The organism is Nocardia sp. NPDC003693, assembly GCF_053981095.1.
Window position 1 is genome coordinate 46654 of sequence record NZ_JBSFNO010000026.1, and the last position, 25928, is coordinate 72581.

At 69.6% G+C, this 25928-nt stretch carries 26 protein-coding genes; 21 read left to right on the forward strand and 5 right to left on the reverse strand.

What is annotated here, in order from left to right:
• Window positions 1–90 precede the first annotated feature (90 nt).
• On the forward strand, window positions 91–636 hold the full coding sequence (locus ACWDOP_RS25710; protein WP_454202476.1) for a histidine phosphatase family protein: 546 nt from the start codon (window positions 91–93) through the stop codon (window positions 634–636).
• Window positions 637–639: 3 nt separating this feature from the next.
• Here ACWDOP_RS25710 and ACWDOP_RS25715 read toward each other — a convergent pair whose 3' ends face one another.
• Complete coding sequence (locus ACWDOP_RS25715; protein ID WP_456347101.1) at window positions 640–1272, reverse strand: TetR/AcrR family transcriptional regulator; 633 nt, start codon at window positions 1270–1272, stop codon at window positions 640–642.
• 69 nt (window positions 1273–1341) lie between these two features.
• Here ACWDOP_RS25715 and ACWDOP_RS25720 point away from each other — a divergent pair, with 69 nt between their 5' ends.
• Window positions 1342–2301 carry a patatin-like phospholipase family protein gene (locus ACWDOP_RS25720; protein ID WP_456347102.1) on the forward strand — a complete coding sequence of 320 codons (960 nt, stop codon included), beginning with the start codon at window positions 1342–1344 and terminating at the stop codon, window positions 2299–2301.
• Between the two features lie 87 nt (window positions 2302–2388).
• Entirely contained in the window at window positions 2389–3231 is an 843-nt protein-coding gene (locus tag ACWDOP_RS25725) for an SDR family oxidoreductase (RefSeq protein WP_456347103.1), read from the forward strand.
• Between the two features lie 185 nt (window positions 3232–3416).
• On the opposite strand, the gene amaB is transcribed toward ACWDOP_RS25725, so the two are convergent.
• Entirely contained in the window at window positions 3417–4946 is a 1530-nt protein-coding gene (gene amaB, locus ACWDOP_RS25730; protein ID WP_456347104.1) for an L-piperidine-6-carboxylate dehydrogenase, read from the reverse strand.
• A gap of 178 nt (window positions 4947–5124) precedes the next feature.
• On the opposite strand from amaB, the gene ACWDOP_RS25735 reads away from it, so the two are divergent.
• From ACWDOP_RS25735 to ACWDOP_RS25755, 5 genes are all read left to right on the forward strand, one after another.
• Window positions 5125–5577: an Lrp/AsnC family transcriptional regulator gene (locus ACWDOP_RS25735; RefSeq protein ID WP_354990430.1), complete on the forward strand. Its 453-nt coding sequence runs from the start codon at window positions 5125–5127 to the stop codon at window positions 5575–5577.
• 64 nt (window positions 5578–5641) lie between these two features.
• The gene (lat, locus tag ACWDOP_RS25740; protein WP_456347105.1) at window positions 5642–6982 is read left to right on the forward strand and encodes an L-lysine 6-transaminase; all 1341 of its coding nucleotides are present in this window, start codon (window positions 5642–5644) and stop codon (window positions 6980–6982) included.
• Between the two features lie 301 nt (window positions 6983–7283).
• Window positions 7284–8924: an acyl-CoA carboxylase subunit beta gene (locus ACWDOP_RS25745; RefSeq protein ID WP_454202482.1), complete on the forward strand. Its 1641-nt coding sequence runs from the start codon at window positions 7284–7286 to the stop codon at window positions 8922–8924.
• Between the two features lie 230 nt (window positions 8925–9154).
• Window positions 9155–9469: an acyl-CoA carboxylase epsilon subunit gene (locus ACWDOP_RS25750; protein ID WP_454202572.1), complete on the forward strand. Its 315-nt coding sequence runs from the start codon at window positions 9155–9157 to the stop codon at window positions 9467–9469.
• Between the two features lie 5 nt (window positions 9470–9474).
• A complete protein-coding gene (locus ACWDOP_RS25755; protein ID WP_456347106.1) occupies window positions 9475–10110 on the forward strand; it encodes a Maf family protein in 636 nt (211 codons plus the stop codon).
• Here the strand turns inward: ACWDOP_RS25755 and ACWDOP_RS25760 are convergent.
• Window positions 10036–10602 (reverse strand): helix-turn-helix transcriptional regulator, encoded by a 567-nt coding sequence (locus ACWDOP_RS25760; protein ID WP_456347107.1) that lies wholly within the window; start codon window positions 10600–10602, stop codon window positions 10036–10038. The genes ACWDOP_RS25755 and ACWDOP_RS25760 overlap by 75 nt on opposite strands.
• Before the next feature lie 372 nt (window positions 10603–10974).
• Here ACWDOP_RS25760 and ACWDOP_RS25765 point away from each other — a divergent pair, with 372 nt between their 5' ends.
• From ACWDOP_RS25765 to ACWDOP_RS25785, 5 genes are all read left to right on the forward strand, one after another.
• Window positions 10975–11856 (forward strand): sulfurtransferase, encoded by an 882-nt coding sequence (locus ACWDOP_RS25765; protein WP_456347149.1) that lies wholly within the window; start codon window positions 10975–10977, stop codon window positions 11854–11856.
• 189 nt (window positions 11857–12045) lie between these two features.
• A complete protein-coding gene (locus tag ACWDOP_RS25770) occupies window positions 12046–13839 on the forward strand; it encodes an ATP-binding protein (RefSeq protein WP_454202485.1) in 1794 nt (597 codons plus the stop codon).
• A gap of 136 nt (window positions 13840–13975) precedes the next feature.
• On the forward strand, window positions 13976–14377 hold the full coding sequence (locus tag ACWDOP_RS25775) for a DUF1707 SHOCT-like domain-containing protein (RefSeq protein ID WP_454202486.1): 402 nt from the start codon (window positions 13976–13978) through the stop codon (window positions 14375–14377).
• Window positions 14377–14742: a hypothetical protein gene (locus ACWDOP_RS25780; RefSeq protein WP_456347108.1), complete on the forward strand. Its 366-nt coding sequence runs from the start codon at window positions 14377–14379 to the stop codon at window positions 14740–14742. Before ACWDOP_RS25775 ends, ACWDOP_RS25780 begins: the two co-directional genes overlap by 1 nt.
• A 934-nt stretch (window positions 14743–15676) precedes the next feature.
• Window positions 15677–16480, forward strand: a complete 804-nt coding sequence (locus ACWDOP_RS25785) for a biotin--[acetyl-CoA-carboxylase] ligase (RefSeq protein ID WP_456347109.1) — start codon at window positions 15677–15679, stop codon at window positions 16478–16480.
• A 110-nt stretch (window positions 16481–16590) separates the two neighbouring features.
• On the opposite strand, the gene ACWDOP_RS25790 is transcribed toward ACWDOP_RS25785, so the two are convergent.
• Entirely contained in the window at window positions 16591–17544 is a 954-nt protein-coding gene (locus ACWDOP_RS25790; protein WP_456347110.1) for an acyl-ACP desaturase, read from the reverse strand.
• 200 nt (window positions 17545–17744) lie between these two features.
• Here ACWDOP_RS25790 and ACWDOP_RS25795 point away from each other — a divergent pair, with 200 nt between their 5' ends.
• The 6 genes from ACWDOP_RS25795 to ACWDOP_RS25820 all read left to right on the forward strand — a co-directional run bounded on the left by ACWDOP_RS25795 (window position 17745) and on the right by ACWDOP_RS25820 (window position 23383).
• The gene (locus ACWDOP_RS25795; RefSeq protein WP_456347111.1) at window positions 17745–18290 is read left to right on the forward strand and encodes a PH domain-containing protein; all 546 of its coding nucleotides are present in this window, start codon (window positions 17745–17747) and stop codon (window positions 18288–18290) included.
• Window positions 18291–18299: 9 nt separating this feature from the next.
• Window positions 18300–18977, forward strand: a complete 678-nt coding sequence (locus ACWDOP_RS25800) for a response regulator transcription factor (protein WP_297614539.1) — start codon at window positions 18300–18302, stop codon at window positions 18975–18977.
• 107 nt (window positions 18978–19084) lie between these two features.
• Window positions 19085–20401, forward strand: coding sequence for a sensor histidine kinase (locus tag ACWDOP_RS25805; RefSeq protein ID WP_456347112.1), 1317 nt, complete (start codon window positions 19085–19087; stop codon window positions 20399–20401).
• A 387-nt stretch (window positions 20402–20788) separates the two neighbouring features.
• Window positions 20789–21217, forward strand: coding sequence for a hypothetical protein (locus ACWDOP_RS25810; protein ID WP_456347113.1), 429 nt, complete (start codon window positions 20789–20791; stop codon window positions 21215–21217).
• Between the two features lie 37 nt (window positions 21218–21254).
• On the forward strand, window positions 21255–21956 hold the full coding sequence (locus ACWDOP_RS25815) for a response regulator transcription factor (RefSeq protein WP_456347150.1): 702 nt from the start codon (window positions 21255–21257) through the stop codon (window positions 21954–21956).
• Window positions 21953–23383 (forward strand): sensor histidine kinase, encoded by a 1431-nt coding sequence (locus tag ACWDOP_RS25820; RefSeq protein WP_456347114.1) that lies wholly within the window; start codon window positions 21953–21955, stop codon window positions 23381–23383. Before ACWDOP_RS25815 ends, ACWDOP_RS25820 begins: the two co-directional genes overlap by 4 nt.
• A gap of 138 nt (window positions 23384–23521) precedes the next feature.
• Here the strand turns inward: ACWDOP_RS25820 and ACWDOP_RS25825 are convergent, their stop codons facing one another.
• Window positions 23522–24064 (reverse strand): GtrA family protein, encoded by a 543-nt coding sequence (locus ACWDOP_RS25825; protein WP_454202495.1) that lies wholly within the window; start codon window positions 24062–24064, stop codon window positions 23522–23524.
• An 81-nt stretch (window positions 24065–24145) separates the two neighbouring features.
• On the opposite strand from ACWDOP_RS25825, the gene ACWDOP_RS25830 reads away from it, so the two are divergent.
• Window positions 24146–25351: a 5-(carboxyamino)imidazole ribonucleotide synthase gene (locus ACWDOP_RS25830; protein WP_456347115.1), complete on the forward strand. Its 1206-nt coding sequence runs from the start codon at window positions 24146–24148 to the stop codon at window positions 25349–25351.
• Window positions 25344–25847 (forward strand): 5-(carboxyamino)imidazole ribonucleotide mutase, encoded by a 504-nt coding sequence (purE, locus tag ACWDOP_RS25835; protein ID WP_454202497.1) that lies wholly within the window; start codon window positions 25344–25346, stop codon window positions 25845–25847. The genes ACWDOP_RS25830 and purE overlap by 8 nt, the downstream gene beginning before the upstream one ends.
• Window positions 25848–25928 lie beyond the last annotated feature (81 nt).

Consider the following 25928-nt stretch of genomic DNA (forward strand, 5'->3'; position numbering starts at 1 on the left):
GGCGGTGACGGCGGCGAACCGGTCGGTCGAGCCGAGCGAAGGGCGGGCAATCGGATTACGCCCGCCGACCCCGCGCGTACGCTTCCAACCGTGCAGAAGGTGCTTCGACTCGACTTGGTCAGTCACGGAATGACCGAGGCGATGCGTAAGGCACGCTTCCCGGTGGACGAACCCCTCACCGAAGCCGGCCGCCGCGCGGTCTCCGCCCGGGGCCGCATGCACGACGCGCGCGTGCTCACCGCCCCCGAACGCCGCACCGTCGAGACCGCCGCGCTCATGGGTCTGCTCGGCGCCGAGGACGACCGATTACGCGACCTCGACGCCGGAGCCTGGCGCGGCGGCGAGCTCATGTCGGTCCCCAAGGAGGACCTGTACCTGTGGCTGACCGACCCGAGCTATCGCGGGCACGGCGGCGAATCGGTGGTGGACGTCATCGAGCGCACGGGGGAGTGGCTGGCCGACATCGCCGCCCACGGCGAACCCACCATCGCCATCACCCATCCGGCCGTCATCCGCGCGGCCCTGCTGGTGACCCTGGACGCGCCCGCGAAATCGTTCTGGCGCATAGACGTTCCGCCGGTGAACATCACCAGCCTGCACTACCGCGGGGAATGGACGCTGCACTTCCGCCCGTGAGAGTCACCCCGTCGCGCCCGAGGTCCCCGGCACCGCGTCCACGCGCAACGATCCGACGAAGATCCCACGCACCGCGTCGGTGATCAACTGCGCCGAGATGCTCGGATCGATGGCGCGCATGATGCCCAGTCCCACACCGAGACCCAGGATCGCGTTGGCGCAATCCTCGGCGGGCAGCGGCAGGCGCACGGCCATGGAGTCGGCCAGCGATTGCAGTTGCGCGGCAATGGCTCCGCGCACGATCGACAAACTGGAGACCAATCCGGCCTGCAGCGCCGGATCCTCGCGCGCCACGATCGCGAACTCGAATTCCAGCATGGTCCAGCCCACGTCGCCGAGGGTGTGCTCGGCCCACTGCCGGAATCGCTCGAGCCGTTCGTCGAGACTGCCGCCGCCCTCGAGCAGCTCACCGGCCTCGCTGAACTTGGTGGCGTGAATCAGCTCGATCACTTCCAGCCCGAGCGCGGACTTGGTCTTGAAATTCGAGTACACCGCCCCCTTGGAGTACCCGGCCTCCTCGGCGACCCGTTCCAGGCTGGTCTTGGCGTACCCCTCGGTCAGAAATAGATCGCGGGCGGTCGCGAGCAGGTCAGCGCGGGTACGGGCCTGGGTTTCGGTCCGGGTCAGTCGTGCCATGGGGTCAATTCTATGTACCTCCGGATTCGGGATACCGCCGGTATCCAAAAACTGCTAGTGTCTGAAACCATGAGTACTAGGAACGGGCCACAGCGACGTGGCCTGGCCATCGGCTGCGGGGGAACGCTGGGCGCGGCGTGGATAGTGGCGGCGCTGGCCGCCGCCCGCGATGTGCTGGACTGGGATCCGCGCACCGCGGACGTCATGATCGGCACCTCGGCCGGCGCGGAAATGCTGACCATGCTGGGCAGCGGCGTCGGCGTGGACGAACTGGTCGCCATGCAGGACGGCACCTCGACCGATCCCATCCTCACCTCGCACATGCGGTGCGAACCCGGGCGTTTCCCGCCCCTGCCGCGCCCGCGACTCGGCGCGCCCGCCCGCGCGGCCCGCGAACTGCTGGCCCGCCCCGGCAACGGGCACGCCCTGCTCACCGCGGGCAGCGGCCTGCTGCCGATCGGCGGCGGCGATCCCGGCTGGCTGCAACGCCTCGCCGACCGCCTGAACCCGGGCGGCGGCTGGGTCGCGCATCCGGCGACCTGGCTGGTCGCCATGGACGACGCCACCGGCGAACGCGTGGCCTTCGGCTCCCCGGGCGCGCCCGAGGCGAGTCTCGGTGCGGCCCTGCGAGCTTCGTGGGGCGTGCCCGGCTGGTTCCCGCCCGTGCCGATCGCGGGCCGCACCTTCATCGACGGCGGCGCGGCCTCCACCGCCTCGGTCGATCTGCTGATCCCGGCCGAACTCGACGAGGTCGTCGTCATCGCGCCCATGGCCTCGCCCGGGCGGCTGCCCGCCACCAGCGCCGGACACTTTCTCGAACGCCAGCTGCGAAACCGGATGAGCGCCAAGCTCGACGCCGAGATCGCCGAGCTGCGCGCGACCGGGACCAAGGTGCTGTACCTGGGCGCCTCGGCCGAGGATCTCGCCGTCATGGGACCCAACTTCATGGACGGCCGCCGCCGCCGCGCCACCTTCGAACACAGTCTGGTCAGCACCCGGAAAGCGCTGTCCCAGGCCGCTTTCGAATGAGTCACCCGCGCCGGCGGGAGCCCGCCGCGCCCCGCCCGCACCCGCGCGGTGCCCGGCCCGCCACCCCCGCACGACACAGGAGTCAGCATGAGCGTTCTCGGAAAGAACTATCCGGCAATCGATATCAACGGCGCCCGGGTGTTGATCACCGGCGGCGGCCGCGGGATCGGCCAGGCCACGGCCGAGCTCTTCGCCGCCAAGGGCGCGCGGATCGCCATCGCCGATGTGGATCTCGCCGCCGGTGAGGCCGCCGCGGCCGCGCTCGACGGCCGCGCCTACGAACTCGACGTGCGCGATCGCGGCCAGTGGGACAAGGTCGTCGCCGACTTCGGCGCCGTCGACATCCTGATCAACAACGCGGGCGTCATGCCCGCCGGCGCGTTCCTCGAGGAATCGGACGCGGTGGGCCGCAGCAGCATCGACATCAACGTGTGGGGCCTCATCCACGGTATGCGCGCGGTGGTCCCCGGCATGATCGAGCGCGGCCGCGGCCACGTGGTGAACGTCGCCTCCCTCGCCGGGAAGGTCCCGATCCCGGGCCTGGCGGTCTACAACGCCAGCAAGTTCGCCGCCGTCGGACTGTCCGCTGCGACGCGCCTGGAATTCGAACCGCAGGGCGTCAGCGTCAGCTGCGTCATGCCCTCCGCCGTGCGCACCCGCCTGTCCTCGGGCCTGACCCTGGGCGCGGGCCTGCCCACCGTCGACCCCGAGGACGTCGCCGCCGCCATCGTCGGCACCGTACGCAGCCGCCGAGCCGAAGTCGCCGTGCCCAACTACCTCGCCCCCGTCGAGGTGGCCCTGGCCGCCGCCCCCGAGGCCGCCGTGCGCCTGGTCCGCCGCCTCTTCAACGGCGACCGCGCCCTGCACCCCGCGGACGAGACGACCCGCGCCCGCTACGAGGCCCAGATCCGCGCCATCAGCGAGGACTGACCCGACGCGGCGGCCCGAACCGCACGGGGGGTTCGGGCCGCCCCGCTGCGGCGGTCGGCAGGGGAGACTTCGCGACGTCGTCCCGAAGGACAGGACGTGCGCCTCGCTCGGCGCGGACAGTCTCGCGACCTCGATCCAAGCGGCGGGACGCGATGCACCCGAGCCGGTCTCCCCGTACTCGCGCTCTACTCGAACCGAATGCCCTGGGCCAGTGGGAGTTCGGTCGAGCAGTTGACCGTATTGGTGGCCCGGCGCATGTACGACTTCCAGGAGTCCGTCCCGGACTCGCGGCCGCCGCCGGTCTGCTTCTCGCCGCCGAACGCGCCGCCGATCTCCGCGCCCGACGTGCCGATGTTCACGTTCGCGATGCCGCAGTCCGAGCCGTCGGGTCCCAGGAACCGTTCGGCCTCACGCTGATTCGTGGTGAAGATCGCCGACGACAGGCCCTGCGGCACCGCGTTGTGCAGCTCGATCGCGGCGTCGAGATCGTGATAGGTGAGGACGTAGAGGATCGGCGCGAACGTCTCCTCGCGCACCACCGCCGTCTGCGCGGGCATTCGCACCAGGGCGGGGCGCACGTAGTACGCGTCCGCGTGCGGGCCCGCCACTCGTTCGCCGCCGCAGAGCAATTCGCCGCCGTCGGCCTGCGCCCGCTCCAGCGCGTCGCGCATCCCCGTATAGGAACGCTCGTTGATCAGCGGGCCGACCAGCACGCCCTCCTCCAGCGGATTGCCCACGCGCAGTTGGCGATAGGCCGCCGTCACCCGATCCAGCAGCGGCCCGGCCACATCGGCGTGCACGATCAGCCGCCGCAGCGTGGTGCAGCGCTGCCCGGCCGTGCCCGCCGCGGCGAACACGATCGCCCGCGCGGCCAGATCCAGATCGGCCGACGGCGTCACCACCGCGCCGTTGTTGCCGCCCAGCTCCAGCAGCGCGCGCCCGAAGCGCGCGGCCACCCGGGGTGCGACGAGCTGCCCCATGCGCACCGACCCGGTGGCGCTCACCAGCGCGACCCGGGGATCGTCCACCAGGCGCTCGCCGATCTCGCCGCCGCCCTGAATCAACTGGTGCACTTGCGGATCCGCGCCGACGTCGGCCGCCGCCCGGCGCAGCAGCGTGTGACACGCCAGCGCCGTCAGCGGCGTCGCCTCGGACGGCTTCCACACCACCGTGTCCCCGCACACCAGCGCCAGCGCGGTGTTCCACGCCCACACCGCGACCGGGAAGTTGAACGCCGAGATCACACCGACCACACCGAGCGGATGCCAGGTCTCCATGAGCCGGTGCCCCGGGCGCTCGGAAGGCATGGTGAGCCCGTACAACTGGCGCGAGAGCCCGATGGCGAACTCGCAGATGTCGATCATCTCCTGGACCTCGCCGCGCGCCTCCGCCCCGATCTTGCCCGCCTCCAGGGTGACCAGTTCGCCGAGTTCGGCCTGATGCTCGGTGAGCAGCTGCGCCAGGCGGCGCACGACCGCGGCGCGCTGCGGCGCGGGCACCGTGCGCCAGTCGCGGAAGGCGGTCGCGGCGCGCCCGATCGCCGCGTCCACCTCCGCCGGGGTGTCCGGGCGCAGGGTGGCCAGCTCGCCGCCGGTGATCGGCGTACGGACCGAGAGTGCGCCCGATTCAGGCGATTTCGCGCCGAGGGCGCGCAGCAGCGCGGCGGTGCGCAGGCGTAGATCGCCGGTGGTGTCGGCGGTGAGCGCGGAAGTCATGGGCAGCTCCGTACATGGTCGCGGGCGGAAGTTCGCGCGTCCGCGTCGAATCCGATGATCGGCCGACGCGGGCCGCGGGTGTGCGGGAGAGTCGCGGAGACGGTGAGATCGGCCGGAACGAGGGCTCCGCGTGCCGGGTTCCGGCCACGAGTTCGGTTCGCTGCGTTAGCCTTCGCTGATGGCGGATACACCGGCGAAACCCGTACTCGACGACATCGATCGTTTGCTGATCCGTGAGCTGATCGCCGATGGGCGCGCCACCCTGTCGAATCTGGCCGAGAAAGCCAACCTGTCGGTGTCCGCCGTGCAGTCCCGGGTCCGGCGCCTGGAAGCGCGCGGGGTGATTCGCGGCTACACCGCCAACGTGGATCCCGAAGCGCTCGGGCAGCTGCTGTCGGCATTCGTCGCGATCACTCCTCTCGACCCCTCGCAACCCGATGACGCACCCGCACTGCTCCAGCACATCCCGGGCATCGAGGCGTGCCATTCGGTGGCCGGTGACGAGAGCTACATGCTACTGGTGCGGGTGGCTTCGCCCCGGCATCTGGAGCAGCTGCTGCAGGAAATCCGCGCGACGGCCAATGTCCGGACACGAAGCACCATCATTCTGCAGACATTCTATGACAAGTAGGTCTCTTCCGTAATTACTTCGGAAGTTGCGGGCAAGACCGTAAAAATTCATTTACGCTGGGGCGGTGACCCTCGAACTCGATCGGCTCGGGGCGGTAGCCGAAACGCCACTGGTCACCCCCGCCCGGGTGCACGAAATCCTGTCCGCGAGCATCCTCGCGGACGGCTTCGATCTGGTCCTGGATCTACGCAAATCGCGTGGCCGCAGGCTGGTCGACGCCCGCGACGGCACGGCATACCTGGATATGTTCGGCTTCTTCGCCTCCTCGGCGCTGGGCATGAACCATCCGGCTCTGGTCGGGGACCGCCGGTTCCTGTCCAACCTCACGGCCGCTGCCTTGAACAAGCCCAGCAACTCCGACGTCTACACCGTGGAGATGGCACGGTTCGTGGACACCTTCGCCCGCGTCCTCGGCGACCCCCGGCTCCCGCACCTGTTCTTCATCGACGGCGGCGGCCTCGCGGTGGAGAACGCGCTCAAGGCGGCCTTCGACTGGAAATCCCGGCACAACGAAATACACGGGCGCGCACCGGAACTCGGCACCAAGGTGCTGCACCTGACCGGCGCCTTCCACGGCCGGACGGGCTACACCCTCTCGCTCACCAACACCGACCCGGTCAAGACCGCGCGCTTCCCGAAGTTCGACTGGCCGCGGATCGACACCCCGTACGTCGGCGCCGACCATCCCGACATCGAGGCCGCCGAACGGCGCGCGCTCGACCAGATCGCCCGCGCCTTCGCCGAAAACCCGCACGACATAGCGTGTTTCATCGCAGAGCCGATCCAGGGCGAGGGCGGCGACCGGCACCTGCGCGGCGAGTTCCTGCGCGCGGTGCAGGAACTGTGTCACGCCAACGACGCCCTGTTCATCATGGACGAGGTGCAGACCGGCGTCGGCCTCACCGGAACCATGTGGGCCTATCAGCAATTGGGCGTCGAACCGGACGTGGTGGCCTTCGGCAAGAAGACCCAGGTCTGCGGCATCATGGCCGGCGGGCGCGTGGACGAGGTGCCGGACAACGTGTTCCGGGTCAGCTCCCGGCTCAACTCCACCTGGGGCGGCAATCTCGCCGACATGGTCCGGGCCCGGCGGGTCTTCGAGGTCATCGACCGCGAAGGTCTCGTCGAGCGCGCCGCGCGGCTCGGCCCGCATCTGCTGGACCGGCTCACCGCGCTGGCCGCGGCGGACCCGCGGGTGTCCGAACCGCGCGGGCGCGGGCTCATGTGCGCGATCACACTCGAATCGGGACAGCTGCGCGACACCGTGGTCGAGCGCATGCGGGACGAGGAACGGGTGCTGATCCTGGGGTCGGGGGAGCGCGGTATCCGCTTCCGGCCGCCGCTCACCGTCACCGTCGAGGAACTGGACGAGGCCGTCGCCGCCCTGGGGCGGGTCCTGTCCTGAGCCGAATCCCGGTCCGCCGGCCGGGATTTCGAAACCGACCACCCGGGACGCCCGGCGCGGATAGGCTCTCCGCGCCGGGTTCGTCCGGTTCATCAGGTCGCGCCCGGGCTGTACACCCGGTCACGGCGGGGTGATGGTCCGGTGACCCCGGGTATCGAATTTTTTCCGGCAGAACGGTCGCGCGCGGCGCGGAAACCGGGCCCCACCTGCGCCTTTTTACTGGCGGTCAGTCAATAACCGTACTCATGAGTAGCCCCTACGGGATTAACAGACGGCACTGGTACTGGTTACACTCCCCGGCATGACGAGTGTCCAGCAGCAGCCTTCGCCGGGGTCGGCGGGCGCCCCAGATATCCACACGACCGCCGGGAAGCTGGCTGATCTGCGGAACAGGCTCGATGAAGCCCAGCATCCGATGGGTGAAGCCGCCGTCGACAAGGTCCACGCCAAGGGCAAGATGACCGCGCGCGAGCGCATCCTCGCCCTGCTCGACGAGGGCTCCTTCGTCGAACTCGACGCGCTGGCCCGCCATCGCAGCGTCAACTTCGGCCTGGAGAACCAGCGTCCGCTCGGCGACGGCGTGGTGACCGGCTACGGCACCATCGACGGCCGCGACGTCTGCATCTTCTCCCAGGACGTCACCGTCTTCGGCGGCTCGCTCGGCGAGGTCTACGGCGAGAAGATCGTCAAGGTCATGGATCTGGCCCTCAAGACCGGCCGTCCGCTCGTCGGCATCAACGAGGGCGCCGGCGCGCGCATCCAGGAGGGCGTCGTCTCCCTGGGCCTCTACGGCGAGATCTTCCACCGCAACATCCAGGCGTCCGGCGTGATCCCGCAGATCTCGCTCATCATGGGCCCGGCCGCCGGCGGGCACGTGTACTCCCCGGCCCTGACCGACTTCGTCGTCATGGTCGACCAGACCTCGCAGATGTTCGTCACCGGTCCCGACGTCATCAAGACCGTCACCGGTGAAGAGGTCACCATGGAGGAGCTGGGCGGCGCCCAGACCCACATGGTGAAGTCCGGTGTGGCCCACTACGTGGCCTCCGGCGAGCAGGACGCGCTGGACTACGTGAAGGACCTGCTGGGCTACCTGCCGAGCAACAACCGCGCCGAGGCCCCGCGCCACCCGGCGTCGGACCCGATCGTCGGCGCCATCGAGGAGTCCCTCACCGAGGACGACCTCTCGCTGGACACGATCATCCCGGACTCCCCGAACCAGCCGTACGACATGCACGAGGTCATCCGTGCCCTGGTCGACGACGACGAGTTCCTCGAGGTCCAGGCCGAGCGCGCGATGAACATCATCGTCGGCTTCGCCCGCATCGACGGCCGCAGCGTCGGCTTCGTGGCCAACCAGCCCTCGCAGTTCGCGGGCTGCCTGGACATCGACGCCTCGGAGAAGGCCGCGCGCTTCGTGCGCACCTGCGACGCCTTCAACATCCCGATCATCACCCTGGTGGACGTCCCGGGCTTCCTGCCGGGCACCGGCCAGGAATACAACGGCATCATCCGCCGCGGCGCCAAGCTGCTCTATGCCTACGGTGAGGCCACTGTGGGTAAGATCACAATCATCACCCGCAAGGCCTACGGTGGCGCCTACGACGTCATGGGTTCCAAGCACATGGGCGCCGATGTGAACCTTGCCTGGCCGACCGCCCAGATCGCCGTCATGGGCGCCTCCGGCGCGGTGGGATTCGTCTACCGCAAGCAGCTCAAGGACGCCGCCGCCGAGGGCGCCGACGTCGACGCGCTCCGCCTGGAACTGCAGAACGAATACGAGGACACGCTGGTCAACCCGTACGTGGCCGCCGAGCGCGGTTACGTCGACGCGGTCATCCCGCCCTCGCACACCCGCGGCCAGATCGTGTCGGCGCTGCGGCTGCTCGAGCGCAAGATGGTGACCCTCCCGCCGAAGAAGCACGGCAACATTCCGCTCTGAATCGGCGATAACCGCGGTATGCGGCGCACACTGTGGACAGGGCCCCGGTACGGCTCGTGCCGAGGCCCTCGTACCGCGCAAGATCGCCCCATCCGAGCAAAGATGGTAGGAATCGTCCCTCGCCCCTCGAGGGACGTAACGAATACCGTTCGCGGATCCGAACAACCATCCGTGAACCCGCCGCGCTACCCGCGTGGCAATTGGACAGGAGGACTGGCGCTGTGACGACCATGGCTGACGAAGAAGTACTGCGCGCCGCCGAACTGGATCTGGCCGTCGATGGACTGGCGGAAGAAGCGGTCGAAACGGCTGTAGCCGATGCCGAACAGTCCAGCACAGGGCCGATCGTTCAGGTTCTGAAGGGCAATCCCACCGATATCGAACTGGCCGCCCTGGTCGCGGTCGTCGCCGCCGCCGCGGGCGCGCCCGCCGGCTCCGCCGCGAGCGGGCCGCTGGACATGTGGGGCAGGCCCACCCTGCTGCACCGCGGCTCCTCGCCGTTCTCCCCGTACGCCTTCCCGACGCTGTCGCACCTGCGCGACTGAACTCGGTGACGACCTTCGTACTGGCGTCACAATCCCCGGCCCGGCTCGGCGTCCTGCGTACCGCGGGCGTCGAACCCGTGGTCCGGGTGTCGAACGTGGACGAGGACGCGGTGGCCGCCGCGCTGCCGCCCGGCACCGCCCCCGATCGGGTGGTCATCGAACTGGCCCGGGCCAAGGCGCTCGACATCGCCGCCGGGATCGGTGGCGAATTCCCCGATTCCGTTGTGGTGGGCTGTGATTCGATGCTGCTCGTGGACGGCGAGCTGCAGGGCAAACCGCTCACCCCCGAGGTCGCGCGCAAACGCTGGGCCGTGATGGCCGGGCGCAGCGCCGATCTGCTCACCGGGCATTGCGTCCTGCGCCTGCGCGACGGCGAGATCGTCGGCGAGGCCGCGGACTGCAGCACCACGACGGTGCATTTCGCCGAACCGGACGCCGACGAGCTGGAGACCTACATCGCCACCGGCGAGCCGCTGCAGGTGGCCGGGGCCTTCACCCTCGACGGTCGCGGCGGCTGGTTCGTCGAGCGCATCGAGGGCGACCCCTCCAGCGTGATCGGTATCGGTCTACCGCTGGTTCGTCGACTGCTTGCCCAGGTGGGGGTCGGTGCTACGCAGCTGTGGGGCGACCCGGTTCGCTGACGGTGCGATCCGGGGTTCTTCCCCGGCCTCACCGTTCACCCCGGGCACGCCCTCGGCGGCCCGCGCCTTGATCAGTTCCAGGCGGGTCACGCACAGCTCCGGTTCGACGAACGGGTGCAGCCGTACCGTGACGGTGTCGCGGGCGCCGTTGTGGTCCAGCACTTCCCGGATGAGTCCCAGATGGACGCCGCACACGACCTCGGAGTGGGTGCGGGCCAATTCGCGCAGCGGGCACGCGGTGAGCCGGATGAGCGACTGCTCCTCGGTCTCGTCGGCGTGGTCGCGTTCGGGCGCGAAACCGAGTTCGGAGGCGACGGTGATGGTCAGATCCCGGGCGTCCTCGAGAGTTTCGATCGGCTGATCCACCGATTCCAATTTCGAACCCCACGCGCGCCCGGCCGCGATGGCGGCATCCGAGCGCCGGCGCGGGTCGCTGCCGAGCTGGTCGGCCAGGACCTGCGCCAATTCCTGATAACCCACCGATCGCTGCACGGCGGTATAGCCGATGCGCGGGCGGCCGCGACCGCGCGGTGGCTGCTGAAATTGGCGAACCAGCGATTCACGCGTGAGGACATCCAAATGGAAACGAACCGTAGTCACATGTTGGCCGGTGACTCGCGCGAGTTCCTGCGCGTCGAGAGGCTCGCTGGCGCCACGTAGGATCGCGAGCAGTCGTCGTCGCGGCCAAGAATCGGACATAGCTCACCCCTCCTCTCGGGAGACTTTATCGGATGAAGCTGCGCTTAATTCGCCCAATCACCCGATTCGTGATCTGAAACGAGTTTCGTTACCGGTACATGCCTACGATCGGTGTTGAGATTCCACCCGTCGATACCCAATCCACCACGCGTGAAGGAACACATCGTGCCCGTCGCTTCGGATCCGCATCCATCGTTCGGCTCCTACGCACATCCTCACCGACTAGTAACCACAGAATGGCTGTCGGCAAACATCGGCGCGCCGGGGATCAAGATCGTGGAGTCCAACGAGGACATATTGCTATACGACATCGGCCATGTCCCGGGCGCCATCAAGCTCGATTGGCGAAACGAGCTCATCGACGGCCGCACCCGCGACGTGGTCGACGGTGAAACATTCGCCGCGCTCATGCGCGCCAAGGGCATCGGCCGCGACGACACCGTCGTCATCTACGGCGACCGGGCCAACGGCACCGCGGCGGCCGCCCTGTGGGTGTTCACCCTCTTCGGGCACGAGGATGTGCGCCTGCTGGACGGCGGCCGCGACGCCTGGATCTCCGAGTCCCGCGACGTCACCTTCGACGTGCCCTACCCGCTGTACGGCGAATACCCGGTGGTGGACCGGGACGACAAGCGCGCCCGCGCCTTCCGGGCCGATGTCCTCGCCCATCTCGGCGGCCCGCTCATCGACGCCCGCGTGGCCGAGGAGTACACCGGCGAGCTCGTCGTCCTGGATCGGCCCGAGGAGCAGGCGCTGCGGGTCGGCCACATCCCGACCGCGGTGAGCATCCCGTGGAGCGCCTCGATCGCACCGGATTCTCGATTCCGCTCCCGCGCGGAGCTCGATGTCATCTACGGTGGGGTGTCCGCGGGCACCGCCCCCATGGTGTACTCCCGTATCGGCCGCTGGTCCGCCCTAACCTGGTTCGTCCTCACCTACCTCGTCGGTGTTGAAGGCGTCCGCAATTACGACGGCTCCTGGACCGAATGGGCCAACGCCGTGGGCGCGCCAATCGTCACCGGTGAAGACCCGGGCACGGTTGTCTGACTCACGCCGGCCCGGCCTAACGCTCGACCGAGACGCTCCGATGTAGGGGCGACGCTCGCGAGAGAGTTGTAGAGTGTCGCACCTGTCACTCTCAGGGCCTACCCATGGGTAGCCCTGGCCGGGTTCGGCAGTTGTTGGCACACTGCCTACACTCGCCCAAGACGAAGTTTTCACAGCACAGGAGGCTCAGTGCCCAGCCATGCCAACGCGCAGATCACAAAGGTCCTCGTAGCCAATCGAGGCGAGATCGCCGTGCGCGTGATCCGGGCCGCCAAGGACGCCGGAATCGCCAGTGTCGCGGTCTACGCGGAACCCGATGCCGACGCGCCCTTCGTGAAGCTCGCTGATGAAGCCTTCGCGCTCGGTGGTCAGACTTCCGCCGAGTCGTACCTGGTGTTCGACAAGATCCTGGACGCCGCCGCCAAGGCCGGCGCCGACGCGATCCACCCGGGTTACGGCTTCCTCTCCGAGAACGCCGATTTCGCGCAGGCCGTGATCGACGCCGGTCTGATCTGGATCGGCCCCTCGCCGCAGTCCATCCGCGACCTGGGCGACAAGGTCACCGCGCGCCACATCGCCGAGCGCGCCAAGGCGCCGATGGCGGCGGGCACCAAGGATCCGGTCAAGGGCGCCGACGAGGTCGTCGCCTTCGCCAAGGAATTCGGTGTCCCGGTCGCGATCAAGGCCGCCTTCGGTGGCGGCGGTCGCGGCATGAAGGTCGCGCAGACCGTCGAGGAGATCCCGGAGCTGTTCGAGTCCGCCACCCGTGAGGCCATCGCCGCCTTCGGTCGCGGCGAGTGCTTCGTGGAGCAGTACCTGGACAAGGCCCGCCACGTCGAGGCCCAGGTCCTGGCCGACAAGCACGGCAACGTCATCGTCGTCGGCACCCGCGACTGCTCGCTGCAGCGCCGCTTCCAGAAGCTGGTCGAGGAGGCCCCCGCGCCGTTCCTCTCGGACGAGGTTCGCGGCAAGATCCACGAGTCCGCCAAGCGCATCTGCAAGGAAGCCGAGTACTACGGCGCCGGCACGGTCGAGTACCTGGTGCAGGGCGAGACCGTCTCCTTCCTCGAGGTGAACACCCGCCTGCAGGTCGAGCACCCGGTCACCGAGGAGACCGCCGGTATCGACCTGGTGCGTCAGCAGTTCCGCATCGCCGAGGGCCACGAGCTCGAGCTCAAGGAAGACCCGACCCCGCGCGGCCACTCCTTCGAGTTCCGCATCAACGGTGAGGACGCGGGCCGCAACTTCATGCCCGCGCCCGGCCCGGTCGTGGTCTACCGCGAGCCGGCGGGCCCGGGTGTGCGCGTGGACTCCGGCGTGGTCGAGGGTTCGGTCATCGGCGGTCAGTTCGACTCCATGCTGGCCAAGCTCATCGTGACCGGTGAGACCCGCGAGCAGGCGCTGCAGCGTTCGGCGCGCGCGCTGGCCGAGTACCAGATCGAGGGCCTGGCCACCGTGCTGCCCTTCCACCGCCACATCGTCGAGAACCCCGCGTTCATCGGTGACGGCACCAAGTTCGACGTCTACACCAAGTGGATCGAGACCGATTGGGAGAACCCGATCGAGCCGTACACCGGTGGTGTGCCGATCGAGGACGAGGACGAGGCGCCCCGCCAGAAGGTGGTCGTCGAGGTCGGCGGCCGTCGCCTCGAGGTCTCGCTGCCGGGTCAGTTCTCGGTGGGCGCGGCTCCCGCTTCCAACGGCGCGGGCGTCGTTCGCAAGAAGCCCAAGCCCCGCAAGCGCGGTGGCGCGGGCGGCGCGGGCGCGTCGGGTGATTCGGTCACCGCGCCCATGCAGGGCACCGTCGTCAAGGTCGCGGTCGAAGAGGGCCAGACCGTCGAGGTCGGCGACCTGGTCGTGGTGCTCGAGGCCATGAAGATGGAGAACCCGGTGACCGCGCACAAGGCCGGTGTCATCACGGGTCTGTCGGTGGAGGCGGGCGCCGCCATCACCCAGGGCACAGTGCTGGCCGAGATCAAGTAAGCTGAGTCGGCTGTGAACTAGGCAGCCGAAGGCTTTCCGGCGGGGGTCGCGCACCTGGGGTGTGCGGCCCCCGTCGTATGTCCGAGTACGTCTCGCGGCGGACGTGGCGTCGTTCGCGCCGCGCTAAGGTCGAGATATGGGCGAACTGCCGGATATCCGTATCGGGACCGCGGAGCGGGAGGACGCGCTGCGTCGCCTGTCCGATCATTTCGCGGCGGGGCGGTTGAGCGTCGCCGAATTCGACGAGCGCAGTGGGCAGGTCGCGGCGGCGGTGACGCGCGGGGATCTGGTGCCGATGTTCGCTGATCTGCCCGAGCCGGTGGAGACGGCGAAGGCCGTTCCGGCGCAGCGGGAGCCGAGGTTCGGGACGTACTGGCCCGAGCGGATCGGACCGGCGTTGCCGATTCTGGCGCTGATCCTGTTCCTGGTGACGCATCAGTGGTGGGTGCTGCTGCTGATTCCGCTGGCGGGCGTGCTGTTCGGGCAGAGCAAGCGAGAACGTAAGCGACGCAATCGGGAACGAAGGAACAGGGGCTGATGGAACCGATCGAGATCAACGCGGGCGGCTGGTATCTGCGGGCCATGCGCGCCGACGAGCGGATCGACGATCGGCCCGCGCTGGCCGACGGCGGGATCACCGATCCGGAGTACGTGGCCCGGCGCGCCGCGGAATGGGATGCGGAGAAGCATTTCTCGTGGGCGGTGTGCGTGCCGACGACGGCGGAGCTGGTGGCCGAGATCGGCGTGACGCCGGGCTCGGACGGAACCGCCGCGGTCGGTGGCTGGGCGCGGACCGGGTACGAGGACGCGCTCGCGGACGGCCTGGAGTCGGTGCGCCGTTTCGTCGCGGGCGCGCTCGGACTCGACCCGGTCGACGTCGCGTGGGACGCGCCCGCGCGCTGACCCAGAGCGCCCCCGCCGTCCGGTCCGGACAATCCGGCGGCCCAATTTCCTCGCCTTCACCAGCGTGAACGGCTCTGCTGGGCCGATATTCGCTCGTGCTCGCCCCCGTGTCCGGGGGACCCTGGATATGCCTCCGAACAACGGAGAAAGGGGTGGGGCACATGTGGAGCTGGGACGAACATCAATCGATCAGAGCGACCGCGGCGGCCTGGACGCCGTGGCGGACAACGCCACCCGAGCCGACCGTCACCGACCCGGACTACCGGAGCGCGGGCTCGACCCTGAGCCCGCGGCCCGCCGGTCCGCGGCCGCCGGGCCCGGAGCAGCCGAGTGACATGCCGGCGATCGAGCCCGCGGGTGACGCGGAGCAGCCGGGCGATATGCCGGTGCGCGACGTCGCGGGTCGCGGGGAGCAGCCGTGTGACCCGCGAACGGGCCTCGGGCCCATCGGCCGCGGTGACGCGGTGTGGCGGGGCGCCGCACCGGGTTCCCGTCGCGCCGTACCGCATTCGGGTGGGGCCCGGCCGCGTCCGGCCGGTGCGGCACGGCGCCCGGCGCCCACGGGGCCGCGACCCGGCAACCGCGACAGTGACGATGGCGCACCCGCAGGTGACGGCGGGTGCGCCATCCGCGCAAACACGCCGGTGCGGGTGCGGGCGGCGGCCGGCTGACGTGCGGGCGGACGCGGTCGGTACCGGGTTCCCCTCGCGTCTCACCATATTCGGGTGGAGCGCGGCAGCGTCCGGCAACGGATCGCACGGCCGAGACCGGGACGATGAGGGCGTGCGCGGCGGACATGACGAGCATGGGCATCATCGCCAGCGACCATGGCGCATCCGCTGGTGACGGTGGGCGGGCCATCCGCGCGAACACGCCGGTGCGGACCCCGGCGGCGGCCGGCAGCGCGCGGGCGGGCACGGGGTAGCCTGCCCTGATGAACAGGGCACCCCTGGATGCGACCAGGCTGCGGCGCGAGCTGCTCGAGACACCGGCGACGCGCTTCTTCCACGAGATCGACGTGGTGGAATCGACCGGTTCGACCAACGCGGATCTGGTTGCGCGCGCGGCGGATTCGAGCGCGGACCGGCTGGTGTTGCTCGCCGAGGCGCAGGAGCGCGGGCGGGGCAGGCACGATCGGCAGTGGGTGGGGCCGCCGCGGGCGCAGCTGGCGATGTCGGTGCTGGTGCGGGTGCGGGGGATCGCCCCGGAGCTGCTGGGCTGGCTGCCGCTGCTGACCGGTGTCGCGGTGGTGGACGCGGTGCGGTCCGCGACCGCCGTCAAGGCGGTGTTGAAGTGGCCGAACGACGTTCTTGTCGAGGGCCGCAAGTTGTCCGGCATTCTGGCCGAGATCGCGGCGGTGGGCCCGGATCCGGCGGTGGTGGTCGGCATCGGTCTCAACGTGAGCCTCACCGAGGCGGAACTGCCGGTGCCGCACGCGACTTCGCTGGCGCTGGCCGGTGCGCCCGAGCCGGTGGATCGCACCGCCGTGGCGGCGGCGATCCTGCGCGAGTTCGCCCGCCGGTTCGTCGCCTGGGAGGCCGCGGGCTGGGATATCGCGGAGTTGTCCGCGGATTACCGCGATCGGTGCTCGACCATCGGCGCGACGGTGCGCGCCGAGTTGCCGGGTGACGAGGTGCTGACCGGTGTGGCCACCGGCGTGGACGGGCACGGGCGGCTGCTGATCGGCGATCAGGCCGTTTCGGCGGGCGATGTCACCCATCTGCGCGCCGAATACTGAAGGCGCCGAGGGTTATTCGCCCGTTTCGCCCACGGGCCGAGTCGTCGTGATGTGAGCGGGGATGCCGGATCGCCTTCCGGATCCCCGCTCGCGCTGCACGCCGCTCCCGCTCAGACCGGCTGCAGGATGCCGCGGGCCGCCTCGCGGGCGAGCAGCCGGTCGCGCTGCTCCTCGAACTTGAGGGTGTCGGCCTGCAGCTTCTCGACGTAGTCGGCGAGGACGTCGCGCGCCTTCTCCCCGCGCGGCCCGAAGTCGGTGCGGTCGAAGATGTTCCAGTTCTTGAGCACCGGGTTCACGACCTCTTCCAGGTGCTGGCGCAGGTCGTAGATGCCGTGCTTGGCCATGAGCACGCCGTTGCGCCGGAAGTTGGGCATGCCCGCGCCGGGCATGACGAAGTTGGTGAGCACCTTGGTGATCGCCTCGATGGCCTGATCGGGCACCAGGTCCAGGCCCGCGCCGCAGAGCGTGCGGTAGAAGATCATGTGCAGGTTCTCGTCGGCGGCGATGCGCTGCAGCATGCGGTCGGCGATGGCGTCGTCGCAGACCCGGCCGGTGTTGCGATGGGAGATGCGGGTGGCCAGCTCCTGGAAGGTCACGTAGGCGACGTTCTCCAGGAACCCGCCCCAGTCGTCGGGGGACTGCGCGCCGTTGGTCATGTGGATCATGCGCGCCTCTTCCAGGGCCACCGGGTCGACCGCCCGGGTGACGATGAGGTAGTCGCGCATGACGATGCCGTGCCGGTTCTCCTCGGCGGTCCAGCGGCCCACCCAGGTGCCCCAGGCGCCGTCCTGGGAGAAGTTCTCGGCGATCTCGCGGTGGTAGGAGGGCAGGTTGTCCTCGGTCAGCAGGTTGGTGACCATGGCGATCTTGGCGACCTCGCTGAGGGCGGACTGGCTCGGGTCCCAGTCCTGGCCGCCCATGGCGGCGAAATTGCTGCCCTGGTCCCACGGCACGTAGTCGTGCGGGTACCAGTCCTTGGCCATGGACAGGTGGCGGTTGAGGTTCTGCTCCGCCACGGGTTCGAGTTCTCGCAGGATTTCCAGCTGGGTCAACTCTCGGGTCACACACGCCTCCTGTGTCATGCGCCGGTCACTAGCCGGAGTTTTGTTGCGCGGGACAGCTCGACGATTCGGAGATTCGGAGATGAAGCGGGCAGATCAAGGCAGAACGTGGTCGCCGATGCTACGCGGATGCCGAACGATTGTGCTCCAGTGCGCCGTTCGGCGTGAGGCATTCTGACATCTCCGCGCGGTACGGTGCACACATGGGTTATCCGGAGGAGGCGCTGGCGCCGGAGGAACGACTGCTGCTGCATCGTCACCCGCATTGGAAGATGTTGTTCTGGCCCGCTGCGACTTTCATCCTGATCACCGCATTGGCCGGATTCGCTCTCGGAGTGTCCGCGCGCAACACCGAGGGCACGCTGCGTTCGGTGCTGATGATCGGTATTCCGGTGCTGTGGCTGGTGATCGTGCTGTGGCGCGCCATCGCGCCGCTGATCCGTTGGAAATCGACGCATTTCATCATCACCGACCGCCGGGTATTGATTCGGCAGGGTGTACTCACGCACACCGGTATCGACATTCCGCTCAACCGGATCTCCAATGTGCAGTTCCGGCACGGACTCTTCGATCGGATGCTGGGCACCGGCACCCTGGTGATCGGGTCGGCGTCGGAGGATCCGCTGGAGTACGACGACATTCCGCGTGTGCAGCAGGTACACGCGCTGTTGTATCACCAGGTCTTCGATATCGCGCAAAATGATCCGGGTGGCGGCGGGTACCACGGATCCCGGGGCGCTTACCCGTAGTCTTGGTCCGTGACCGCTGTACTGCTGGCCGAAGACGACGAGGCCATTGCGGCGCCGCTGTCGCGAGCGCTGGGGCGTGAGGGCTATTCGGTGACCGTGGAGAGCTACGGTCCCGCCGTGCTGGAACGGGCGCTCGAAGGCGGCCATGATCTGCTCATTCTGGATCTCGGCCTACCCGGTATGGACGGTCTCGAGGTCTGCCGCCAGGTCCGGGCGCGCGGGGCGGATCTGGCCGTGCTCATGCTGACCGCGCGCACCGACGAGGTGGATTTCGTGGTCGGGCTGGACGCGGGCGCCGACGACTACGTCGGCAAGCCCTTCCGGCTCGCCGAACTGCTGGCGCGGGTGCGAGCGCTGTTGCGGCGCAGTGGAATCGGTGACGAGACGGTGGAGGTGGGCGGTATCCGGCTGGAGCCGGCCGCGCGCCGCGTGCTGGTGAACGGCCTGGAAGTGAACCTCGCCAACAAGGAGTACGAACTGCTCAAGGTGCTCATCGACCGTGCCGGGCAGGTGGTTTCGCGCGAGACCATCCTGCGCGAGGTGTGGGGCGATGCCGATCTGCGCGGCTCCAAGACCCTGGACATGCATATGTCCTGGTTGCGCCGCAAGATCGGCGACGAGGGCCCGGTGGCCGAACGGCGGATCGTGACGGTGCGCGGCGTAGGCTTCCGATTCAATACCGACTGACCGACCACGCCGTCCGATCGCCCGTGTTGCCCACCGTGTTCGTGTCACTGGCCGCCCTGCTGTGGCATCCCCCGTCCGCTGTGCGAACGAAGCGAGGCATATCGACGATGAGACGCAGGATCCTGCTGTCCATGGTGGCCGCGCTCACCCTGACCACGCTGGTTCTCGGTGTGCCGCTGGCTTTCACGGCGTGGAAATGGGTCGAGGACGTCGCGCGGCAGGAGTTGCGCAACCGGCTCGATCGCATCGCAGTGGAGGTGGTGGCGCAGGAACGCGCCGACGGGCTGGTGCACGGGGCGCTGGATCTGCGTTCGGTGCGCCCGCTGATTCCGCCGGGCGGCCGCCTGACCATCGTGTATCCGACACCGCAGGACAACGCGTCGCGCCTGGACATCGGCCCGGAGGTGGTGACCGACCCGCTGGCGGAATCGCTGGCGATGGGCATCTCGGGGTCGCTGCGGCTGGAAACCCCTGCGGCGCCGATGCATTCGATGCAGCGGCAGGCGCTGGGCGCGGTGTTCGCGCTGGTGATGATCTCGCTGGGCGCCGGCATCGCGGTGGCGGTGGTGACCGCGCGGCGGGTGGCGGATCCGCTGCGGGACGTGGCCGCACGCGCGGCCCGGCTCGCGAAGGGCGATTTCCGCGCCGATCCGCGCAGGCACGGGATCACCGAGCTGGACCGCGTCTCGGATGTGCTGGACTCGGCCACGGTGGAGATCGCCGGGCGGCTGCAGCGCGAGCACGCCCTGGTGGCCGATGTCTCGCATCAGCTCCGGAGCCGGTTGACCGCGGTGCGGCTGCGGCTGGACGAGCTGTCCACGCATCCCGATTCCGACGTGGTGCACGAGGCGGAAGAGGCCATGGCGCAGGTGGATCGGCTGACCGACGCCATCGACGAACTGGTGCGCGCCTCGCGCGACGAGGGCGCCGCCGAGCGTGACCCGGTGCCGGTGGTGGCGGAACTGCGCGGCGTGGTGGCCGAATGGCGGCATCCGTTCGCCGAGGCGGGCCGCAAGCTCGTGCTGCTCGGCGATCCGACGCTGCGGGCGCCGATCACGAGTTCGCGGCTGAAGGAGGCGATCACGGTGTTGATCGACAACGCGCTCATGCACGGCGGCGGGACCTGCACGGTGTCGGTGCGCACGGTGACCGGCGGGCGGGACGACCGCGATCCGCTGGTGTGCGTGGAGGTGGCCGACGAGGGCGACGGCGTGCGCGACGAGCTCGCGCCGCACATCTTCGATCGCGGGTTCTCCGCGGGCGGGTCGACCGGTGTGGGATTGGCGCTGGCGCGGGCACTGGTCGAGGCCGACGGCGGCCGAATGGAACTCCAGCGCCGCCGCCCCGCGCTGTTCGCGGTCTTCCTCGGTTCGAACGCGGGCCTGGGCCGCCAGATGGGCGGCACGGTGACCGAGCCGCGCTGAGTGTCGCGCGCGGCGTCTCGACACATCGGGTGCCGCGCCGGATCCGGGGCCCGGTGGACCGCGTCGCGGGTTGCACGGTGACCGAGCCGCGCTGAGCGGTCGTGCGCAGCGCCCTCGCGGATCGCGTACGACAGGGCGGAATTCCGCGCGGGAATCGGCGTCTGCCGCGCGGGGATTCCCGTCCGCATCCGCGGATGACGGGCGACAGCATGGCGATATCACTCATCCCACCGGCCCCGAAACCCGTAGGCGCGGAGTCCGGATATGCGCGCCGCCGGTTCTATCGTTTCTCTAACCATTTGTTGTCCAGCGCTGAGAAATCGCTCCATACCTTCGGACTCGTCCAGTGCAACGACGAACCATCGTCGACGAGTTGAAGGAGTGTTCATGCGGAAGTCCACTGTGCGCCGAAGCGCGATTGTCGGCGGTGTCGCGGGGGTCGCGCTGGTCGCGGCGCTGCTCGCCCCGGCCGTGGCGAACGCGTCCGAACCCGATCCGGCCGCGGTCACCGAGGCGACGTCCGAGGCCGCCGAGGTGGCCCGTCCGGGCGAGCGCTTCCCCGCGGAACCGGGGGAGAACGTGCTGATCACCAAGGACCGCGACGGCAATGTCACCGTGCACCGCGGCGATCTGTCGCAGCTGCCGCCGGGCGCGATGCCCGCGCTGCCCACGTTCCCGAGCGAGGAGGGCACCATCCTGGTGACCCCGGACGGCGATCACGCCACCACCCGGGTGTTCCCGGGCGATCGCGTGCCGGGCGACTGGGTGCCCGCCCGCCCGGTGGTGCCCGCGCCGTCCACCGGGAGCGCGGGCTGATCGGTTCGGGTCCGCGGAATAGCGCGTGCGCGTCAGTATCGTCGGTGCGGTGACGAGTCCGCTGATATTGGTCGTGGACGATGACGCCCGGGTGCTGGCGTCGGTGGCGCGGGGGCTGCGTGTGTCCGGTTTCGAGGTCGAGACCGCGACGGACGGGGCCGCCGCGCTGCAGCGCATCGCCACCGGGGCGCCGCAGGCCATGGTGCTGGATCTGAACATGCCGCTGCTGGACGGCGTGCAGGTGGTGACGGCGCTGCGCTCGTTCGGCAACGACATTCCGATCTGCGTGCTGAGCGCGCGGTCGGAGGTCACCGATCGGATCGGGGCGCTGGAGGCCGGGGCCGACGACTATCTGACCAAGCCCTTCGATCTGGGCGAACTGGTGGCGCGGTTGCGCGCCATGCTGCGGCGCGCGCCCGCGCCCGCGCACGGTTCCGATCGGATCACGGTGGGCCCGTTGGTGATTCATCCCAGTGCGCGCCGGGTCTACGCCAACGACGTGCTGCTGGATCTGACCAAGCGCGAGTTCGATCTGCTGGCGGCGCTGGCGTCGGCGCCGGGGCAGGTCTTCACCCGCGCGCAACTGCTGGATCGGGTGTGGGGGTACGACTTCGAGACACAAACGAAGGTGGTCGACGTGTTCGTCTCCTATCTGCGCCGCAAGATCGAGGCGGCGGGCGCGCCGCGCCTGGTGCACACGGTGCGCGGGGTGGGGTTCGTGCTGCGGGGGGACGCGTGAGCGCGGGGGAGGGCGAGCCGTCCGCGCGGGACGGATCGGCGGGCGACGGGGCTGCCTCCGGTGGTCGCCCCGTCCTCGCGCGCGTTCGCAAAGCTGTTTCCCCGCGGCGGTTCTCGCTGCGCACGCGCGTCGCCCTGGCCAGCGCCCTGACGGCGGCCGTGGTGGTGGCGATCATGAGCACGGTGCTGCTCGCGGTGGCGGGCAGTGACGCGCGCACCCAGGTCGGGACGGTCGTGAACGCCCTGGCGATCACGCGGGCCGAGGGGACGGTCCCGGCGGTTCCCGGTGATGCCGTCCCGGCGACCCCGGTGGAACCGGTGGCGCCACTCGAGCCCGCCCAGCCCGAGGGCGCGGAGCCGCGATTCCCCACGGACGCGGACACGACCCGCGTCCCGCTGACGCCGGGCCGCGTGCGCACCGAATCACTCATGCCCGGAATAGAATTCGCGCGCACCCTGCCGGTGGACGGCCGAACGGTCTTTCTCGAGGTACCCACCGCGGTCGCCGATGATTCGGCCACCAAGCAGCGCACCCGCGTCATCGGTATCGGTCTGGCCGCGACCGCCCTGGCGGCCCTGCTCGGCTGGTATTTCGCCTCGCGCGCGGTGGCGCCCCTGCGCCGATTGACCGCCGCCACAGCCGGTCTCGGCGACCGCCTGACCCTGGACGCCCCGCGACAGCCCGTGGCGAGCGAGACCACCGAACTGGCCGAGGCCATGAACTCCATGCTGGCCCGCATCGCCGACGAACGGCAGCACACGAGCGAAGCCCTGGTCACCGCAAGGGATTTCGCCGCCACCGCCGCGCACGAACTGCGCACGCCGCTGACCGCGATGCGCACGGATCTGCAGGTGCTGCGGTCGGTCGAGCTGCCCGCGGCCGAACGCGCGCAGATCCTGGACGAGGTGCTGGCCGGCCAGCGCGCCATCGAGTCGACGCTGTATGCCCTGGAGCGCTTGGCCGTCGGCGATCTGACCACCGAATCCGATTGGGAAGACGTGGATCTGGGGCAGCTGGTGGATCAGGTGGTGGAGGATGCCCGGCGCGCGCATCCCGCAGTGGTGATCACCACGGACGAGGTGGAGTCGATCCGCCTGCACGGTCTGGCCGCGGGCCTGCGATCCGTCCTGGAGAACGCCCTGACCAACGCGGTGCGCCACGGCCCCGCCACCCGGGTCGAGCTCGCCGCCCGCGCCGCGGGTGACACGGTGGTCCTCACCGTCGACGACAACGGCGCCGGCATCCCCGAGCCCGACCGCGAGCGCGTCTTCGAACGCTTCCAGCGCGCGGGCACCGCCCCCGGCAGCGGCCTGGGCCTGGCCCTGATAGCCCAGCAGGCCCGCCTCCACGGCGGCGCCGCCACCCTCACCGAGAGCCCGCTCGGCGGCGCCCGCCTGACCCTCACCCTGTCCCTGCGCCGCCCCTGACCTCCTCGTTCGCCCCCGACTGCGCCCGCCCGGCGATAGGCCGCCTACGCACGATCTGGATGCCCGTGCGGCCTACCCGGCCCCCGATACGCCGAACGGCCCGCGACCTACGTCGCGGGCCGTTCGAAGTCTCGACTCTCAGCTGTGTCCGAGCTGCTCCTCGTTGATGAGGTCCTCGAGCTCGCTCTCCATCTCCGCCATCTCGTCCGGGAAGACCCAGCGCCGCATGGCCCAGAACCGGAACGCCATCTGCAGCAGGTTGCCGATGATGAACGCGCTGATGAAGTCGGTGATGTTCTCGACGGTGAAGCTCACGTGCGGCTGGCGCAGGTCGAGCACGTTGTTCGAGAGCCACAGCGGGATGCTCGCCAGCACCACGCCGATGCCGCTCACGGCGAAGAACAGCAGGGCTTCGTGATGTTTCTCTCTGCCGCCGCGTTTGTCGAAGGTCCATTCCCGATTGAGGATGTAGGACACGATGACCGCGACGATGCCCGAGAGCACGCGTGCGATGGTCGGCTTCTCGTCCAGGATCGTCCACTTCAGGACATAGAAGATGCCGATGTCGATGACGAACGTGGTCGCACCGACAATCGCGAACTTCAGCAGTTCGTAATGGCGGTCTGCGAGGTCCCGCAGTGGCTTGGGCAGGACGTTTACCACGTCGTCGACGAATGACACCTCGCGAGTCTACGTCGCCTCGCGAGGCCATGAGCAACCCGCGGCAACTGGGGGGTTGGCCACATGACAACATTTATGAACGTGAACGCACGTTCCTTCGACTCCTCCGCGATGCCCACCGTGACGATGATCGGTGGCGGCCAGCTCGCGCGCATGACGCACCAGGCGGCCATCGCCCTGGGCCAGCGGCTGCGGGTGCTGGCGGAGCGGCCGGACGACCCGGCCGCCCAGGTGACGCCCGATGTGGTGTTCGGCAGCCACGGTGATCTGACCGCGCTGCGCAAGGCCGCGGTCGGTTCGCACGCGGTGACCTTCGATCACGAGGGCGTGCCCACCGAGCTGCTCGAGGAGCTCATCGCCGAGGGGGTGAACGTGCAGCCGCCGCCGAGCGCGCTGATCTTCGCCCAGGACAAGCTGCGCATGCGCCGCAAACTCGCCGAGCTGGGTGTGCCGATCCCGGAGTTCGCGGAGGTGAATTCGATCACCGACGCGGTCGCGTTCGGTGACGCGCACGGCTGGCCGTTCGTGCTCAAGGCGGTGCGCGGCGGCTACGACGGCCGCGGCGTGTGGATGCCCGCGGACGCGGCCGAGGCCGAGACGATCGTGGCCGATCAACTGACGCACGGTGTTTCGCTGATGGCCGAGACGAAGGTCGATCTGGCGCGCGAGTTGTCGGCGATGGTGGCGCGGTCGCCGTTCGGTCAGGCGGCGACCTGGCCGGTGGTGGAGACCGTGCAGCGCAACGGTCAGTGCGCGGTGGTCATCGCGCCCGCGCCGGATCTGCCCGAACAGCGCGGTTCCGAGGCGGAGGAGCTGGCGTTGCGGCTGGCGGCCGAGCTCGGGGTGACCGGTGCGATGGCGGTGGAGTTCTTCGAGACGCGCTCGGGCGAGCTGCTGGTGAACGAGCTGGCGATGCGCCCGCACAATTCCGGGCACTGGGGGATGGACGGCGCCTGCACCGGGCAGTTCGAGCAGCATCTGCGCGCGGTGCTGGACTACCCGCTGGGCAGCACGCGCCCGCTGGCGCCGGTGACGGTGATGGCGAACATTCTGGGCGCTCCCGAGGCTCCGGAGATGTCGATGGACGAGCGGCTGCATCACCTGGCCGCGCGCCTGCCCGAGGCGAAGGTGCACCTGTACGGCAAGGGTGAGCGGCCCGATCGCAAGATCGGCCACATCAACGTGCTCGGCGACGAGGTCGAGGCCACCCGCGAGAAGGCCGAGCGCGCGGCGCATTGGATGTCGCACGCGATTTGGACCGATGGATGGGATCCGCATCATGACTGAGTCCGCACAGGTTGGCCTGATCATGGGCAGCGACTCCGATTGGCCGACGATGGTCGCGGCCGCGGAAGCGCTGGCCGAGTTCGGGATTCGCTTCGAGGTCGGCGTGGTCTCGGCCCACCGCACTCCCCAGCGGATGCTCGATTACGCCCGTGAGGCCGCGGGCCGCGGCGTGCGCGTGATCATCGCCGGCGCGGGCGGCGCGGCGCACCTGCCCGGCATGGTGGCCTCGGCGACCCCCCTCCCGGTGATCGGCGTCCCGGTTCCGCTGAAGCACCTCGACGGCATGGATTCGCTGCTGTCGATCGTCCAGATGCCCGCCGGCGTGCCGGTGGCGACGGTGTCGATCGGCGGCGCCCGGAACGCGGGCCTGCTGGCCGTGCGCATCCTGGCGGCCGCGGACGAGTCCCTGCGCACGAAGATGGAGCAGTTCCAGGCGGAGCTGGAGAAGATGGTCCTGGACAAGGACGAGAAGCTCCGCTCGAGCCTGCTGGGCTGAGTTCGATTCGGGCAGGCCGCCCGGGACGGGGATTGCGGGTCCGCAATCCCGTTGCGAACCGCCGAGGATTCGCGCCGCAGC

What these genes read in the sequence shown, in the direction of transcription:
- ACWDOP_RS25775 (WP_454202486.1), top strand. Translation starts at nt 13,976, where the DNA reads ATGGGCGAACTGCCGGATATCCGTATCGGGACCGCGGAGCGGGAGGAC.
- ACWDOP_RS25735 (WP_354990430.1), top strand. Translation starts at nt 5,125, where the DNA reads ATGGCGGATACACCGGCGAAACCCGTACTCGACGACATCGATCGTTTG.
- ACWDOP_RS25715 (WP_456347101.1), bottom strand. Translation starts at nt 1,272, where the DNA reads ATGGCACGACTGACCCGGACCGAAACCCAGGCCCGTACCCGCGCTGAC.
- ACWDOP_RS25795 (WP_456347111.1), top strand. Translation starts at nt 17,745, where the DNA reads ATGGGTTATCCGGAGGAGGCGCTGGCGCCGGAGGAACGACTGCTGCTG.
- amaB (WP_456347104.1), bottom strand. Translation starts at nt 4,946, where the DNA reads ATGACTTCCGCGCTCACCGCCGACACCACCGGCGATCTACGCCTGCGC.
- ACWDOP_RS25745 (WP_454202482.1), top strand. Translation starts at nt 7,284, where the DNA reads ATGACGAGTGTCCAGCAGCAGCCTTCGCCGGGGTCGGCGGGCGCCCCA.
- ACWDOP_RS25810 (WP_456347113.1), top strand. Translation starts at nt 20,789, where the DNA reads ATGCGGAAGTCCACTGTGCGCCGAAGCGCGATTGTCGGCGGTGTCGCG.
- ACWDOP_RS25750 (WP_454202572.1), top strand. Translation starts at nt 9,155, where the DNA reads ATGGCTGACGAAGAAGTACTGCGCGCCGCCGAACTGGATCTGGCCGTC.
- ACWDOP_RS25725 (WP_456347103.1), top strand. Translation starts at nt 2,389, where the DNA reads ATGAGCGTTCTCGGAAAGAACTATCCGGCAATCGATATCAACGGCGCC.
- ACWDOP_RS25720 (WP_456347102.1), top strand. Translation starts at nt 1,342, where the DNA reads ATGAGTACTAGGAACGGGCCACAGCGACGTGGCCTGGCCATCGGCTGC.
- purE (WP_454202497.1), top strand. Translation starts at nt 25,344, where the DNA reads ATGACTGAGTCCGCACAGGTTGGCCTGATCATGGGCAGCGACTCCGAT.
- ACWDOP_RS25780 (WP_456347108.1), top strand. Translation starts at nt 14,377, where the DNA reads ATGGAACCGATCGAGATCAACGCGGGCGGCTGGTATCTGCGGGCCATG.
- ACWDOP_RS25785 (WP_456347109.1), top strand. Translation starts at nt 15,677, where the DNA reads ATGAACAGGGCACCCCTGGATGCGACCAGGCTGCGGCGCGAGCTGCTC.
- ACWDOP_RS25805 (WP_456347112.1), top strand. Translation starts at nt 19,085, where the DNA reads ATGAGACGCAGGATCCTGCTGTCCATGGTGGCCGCGCTCACCCTGACC.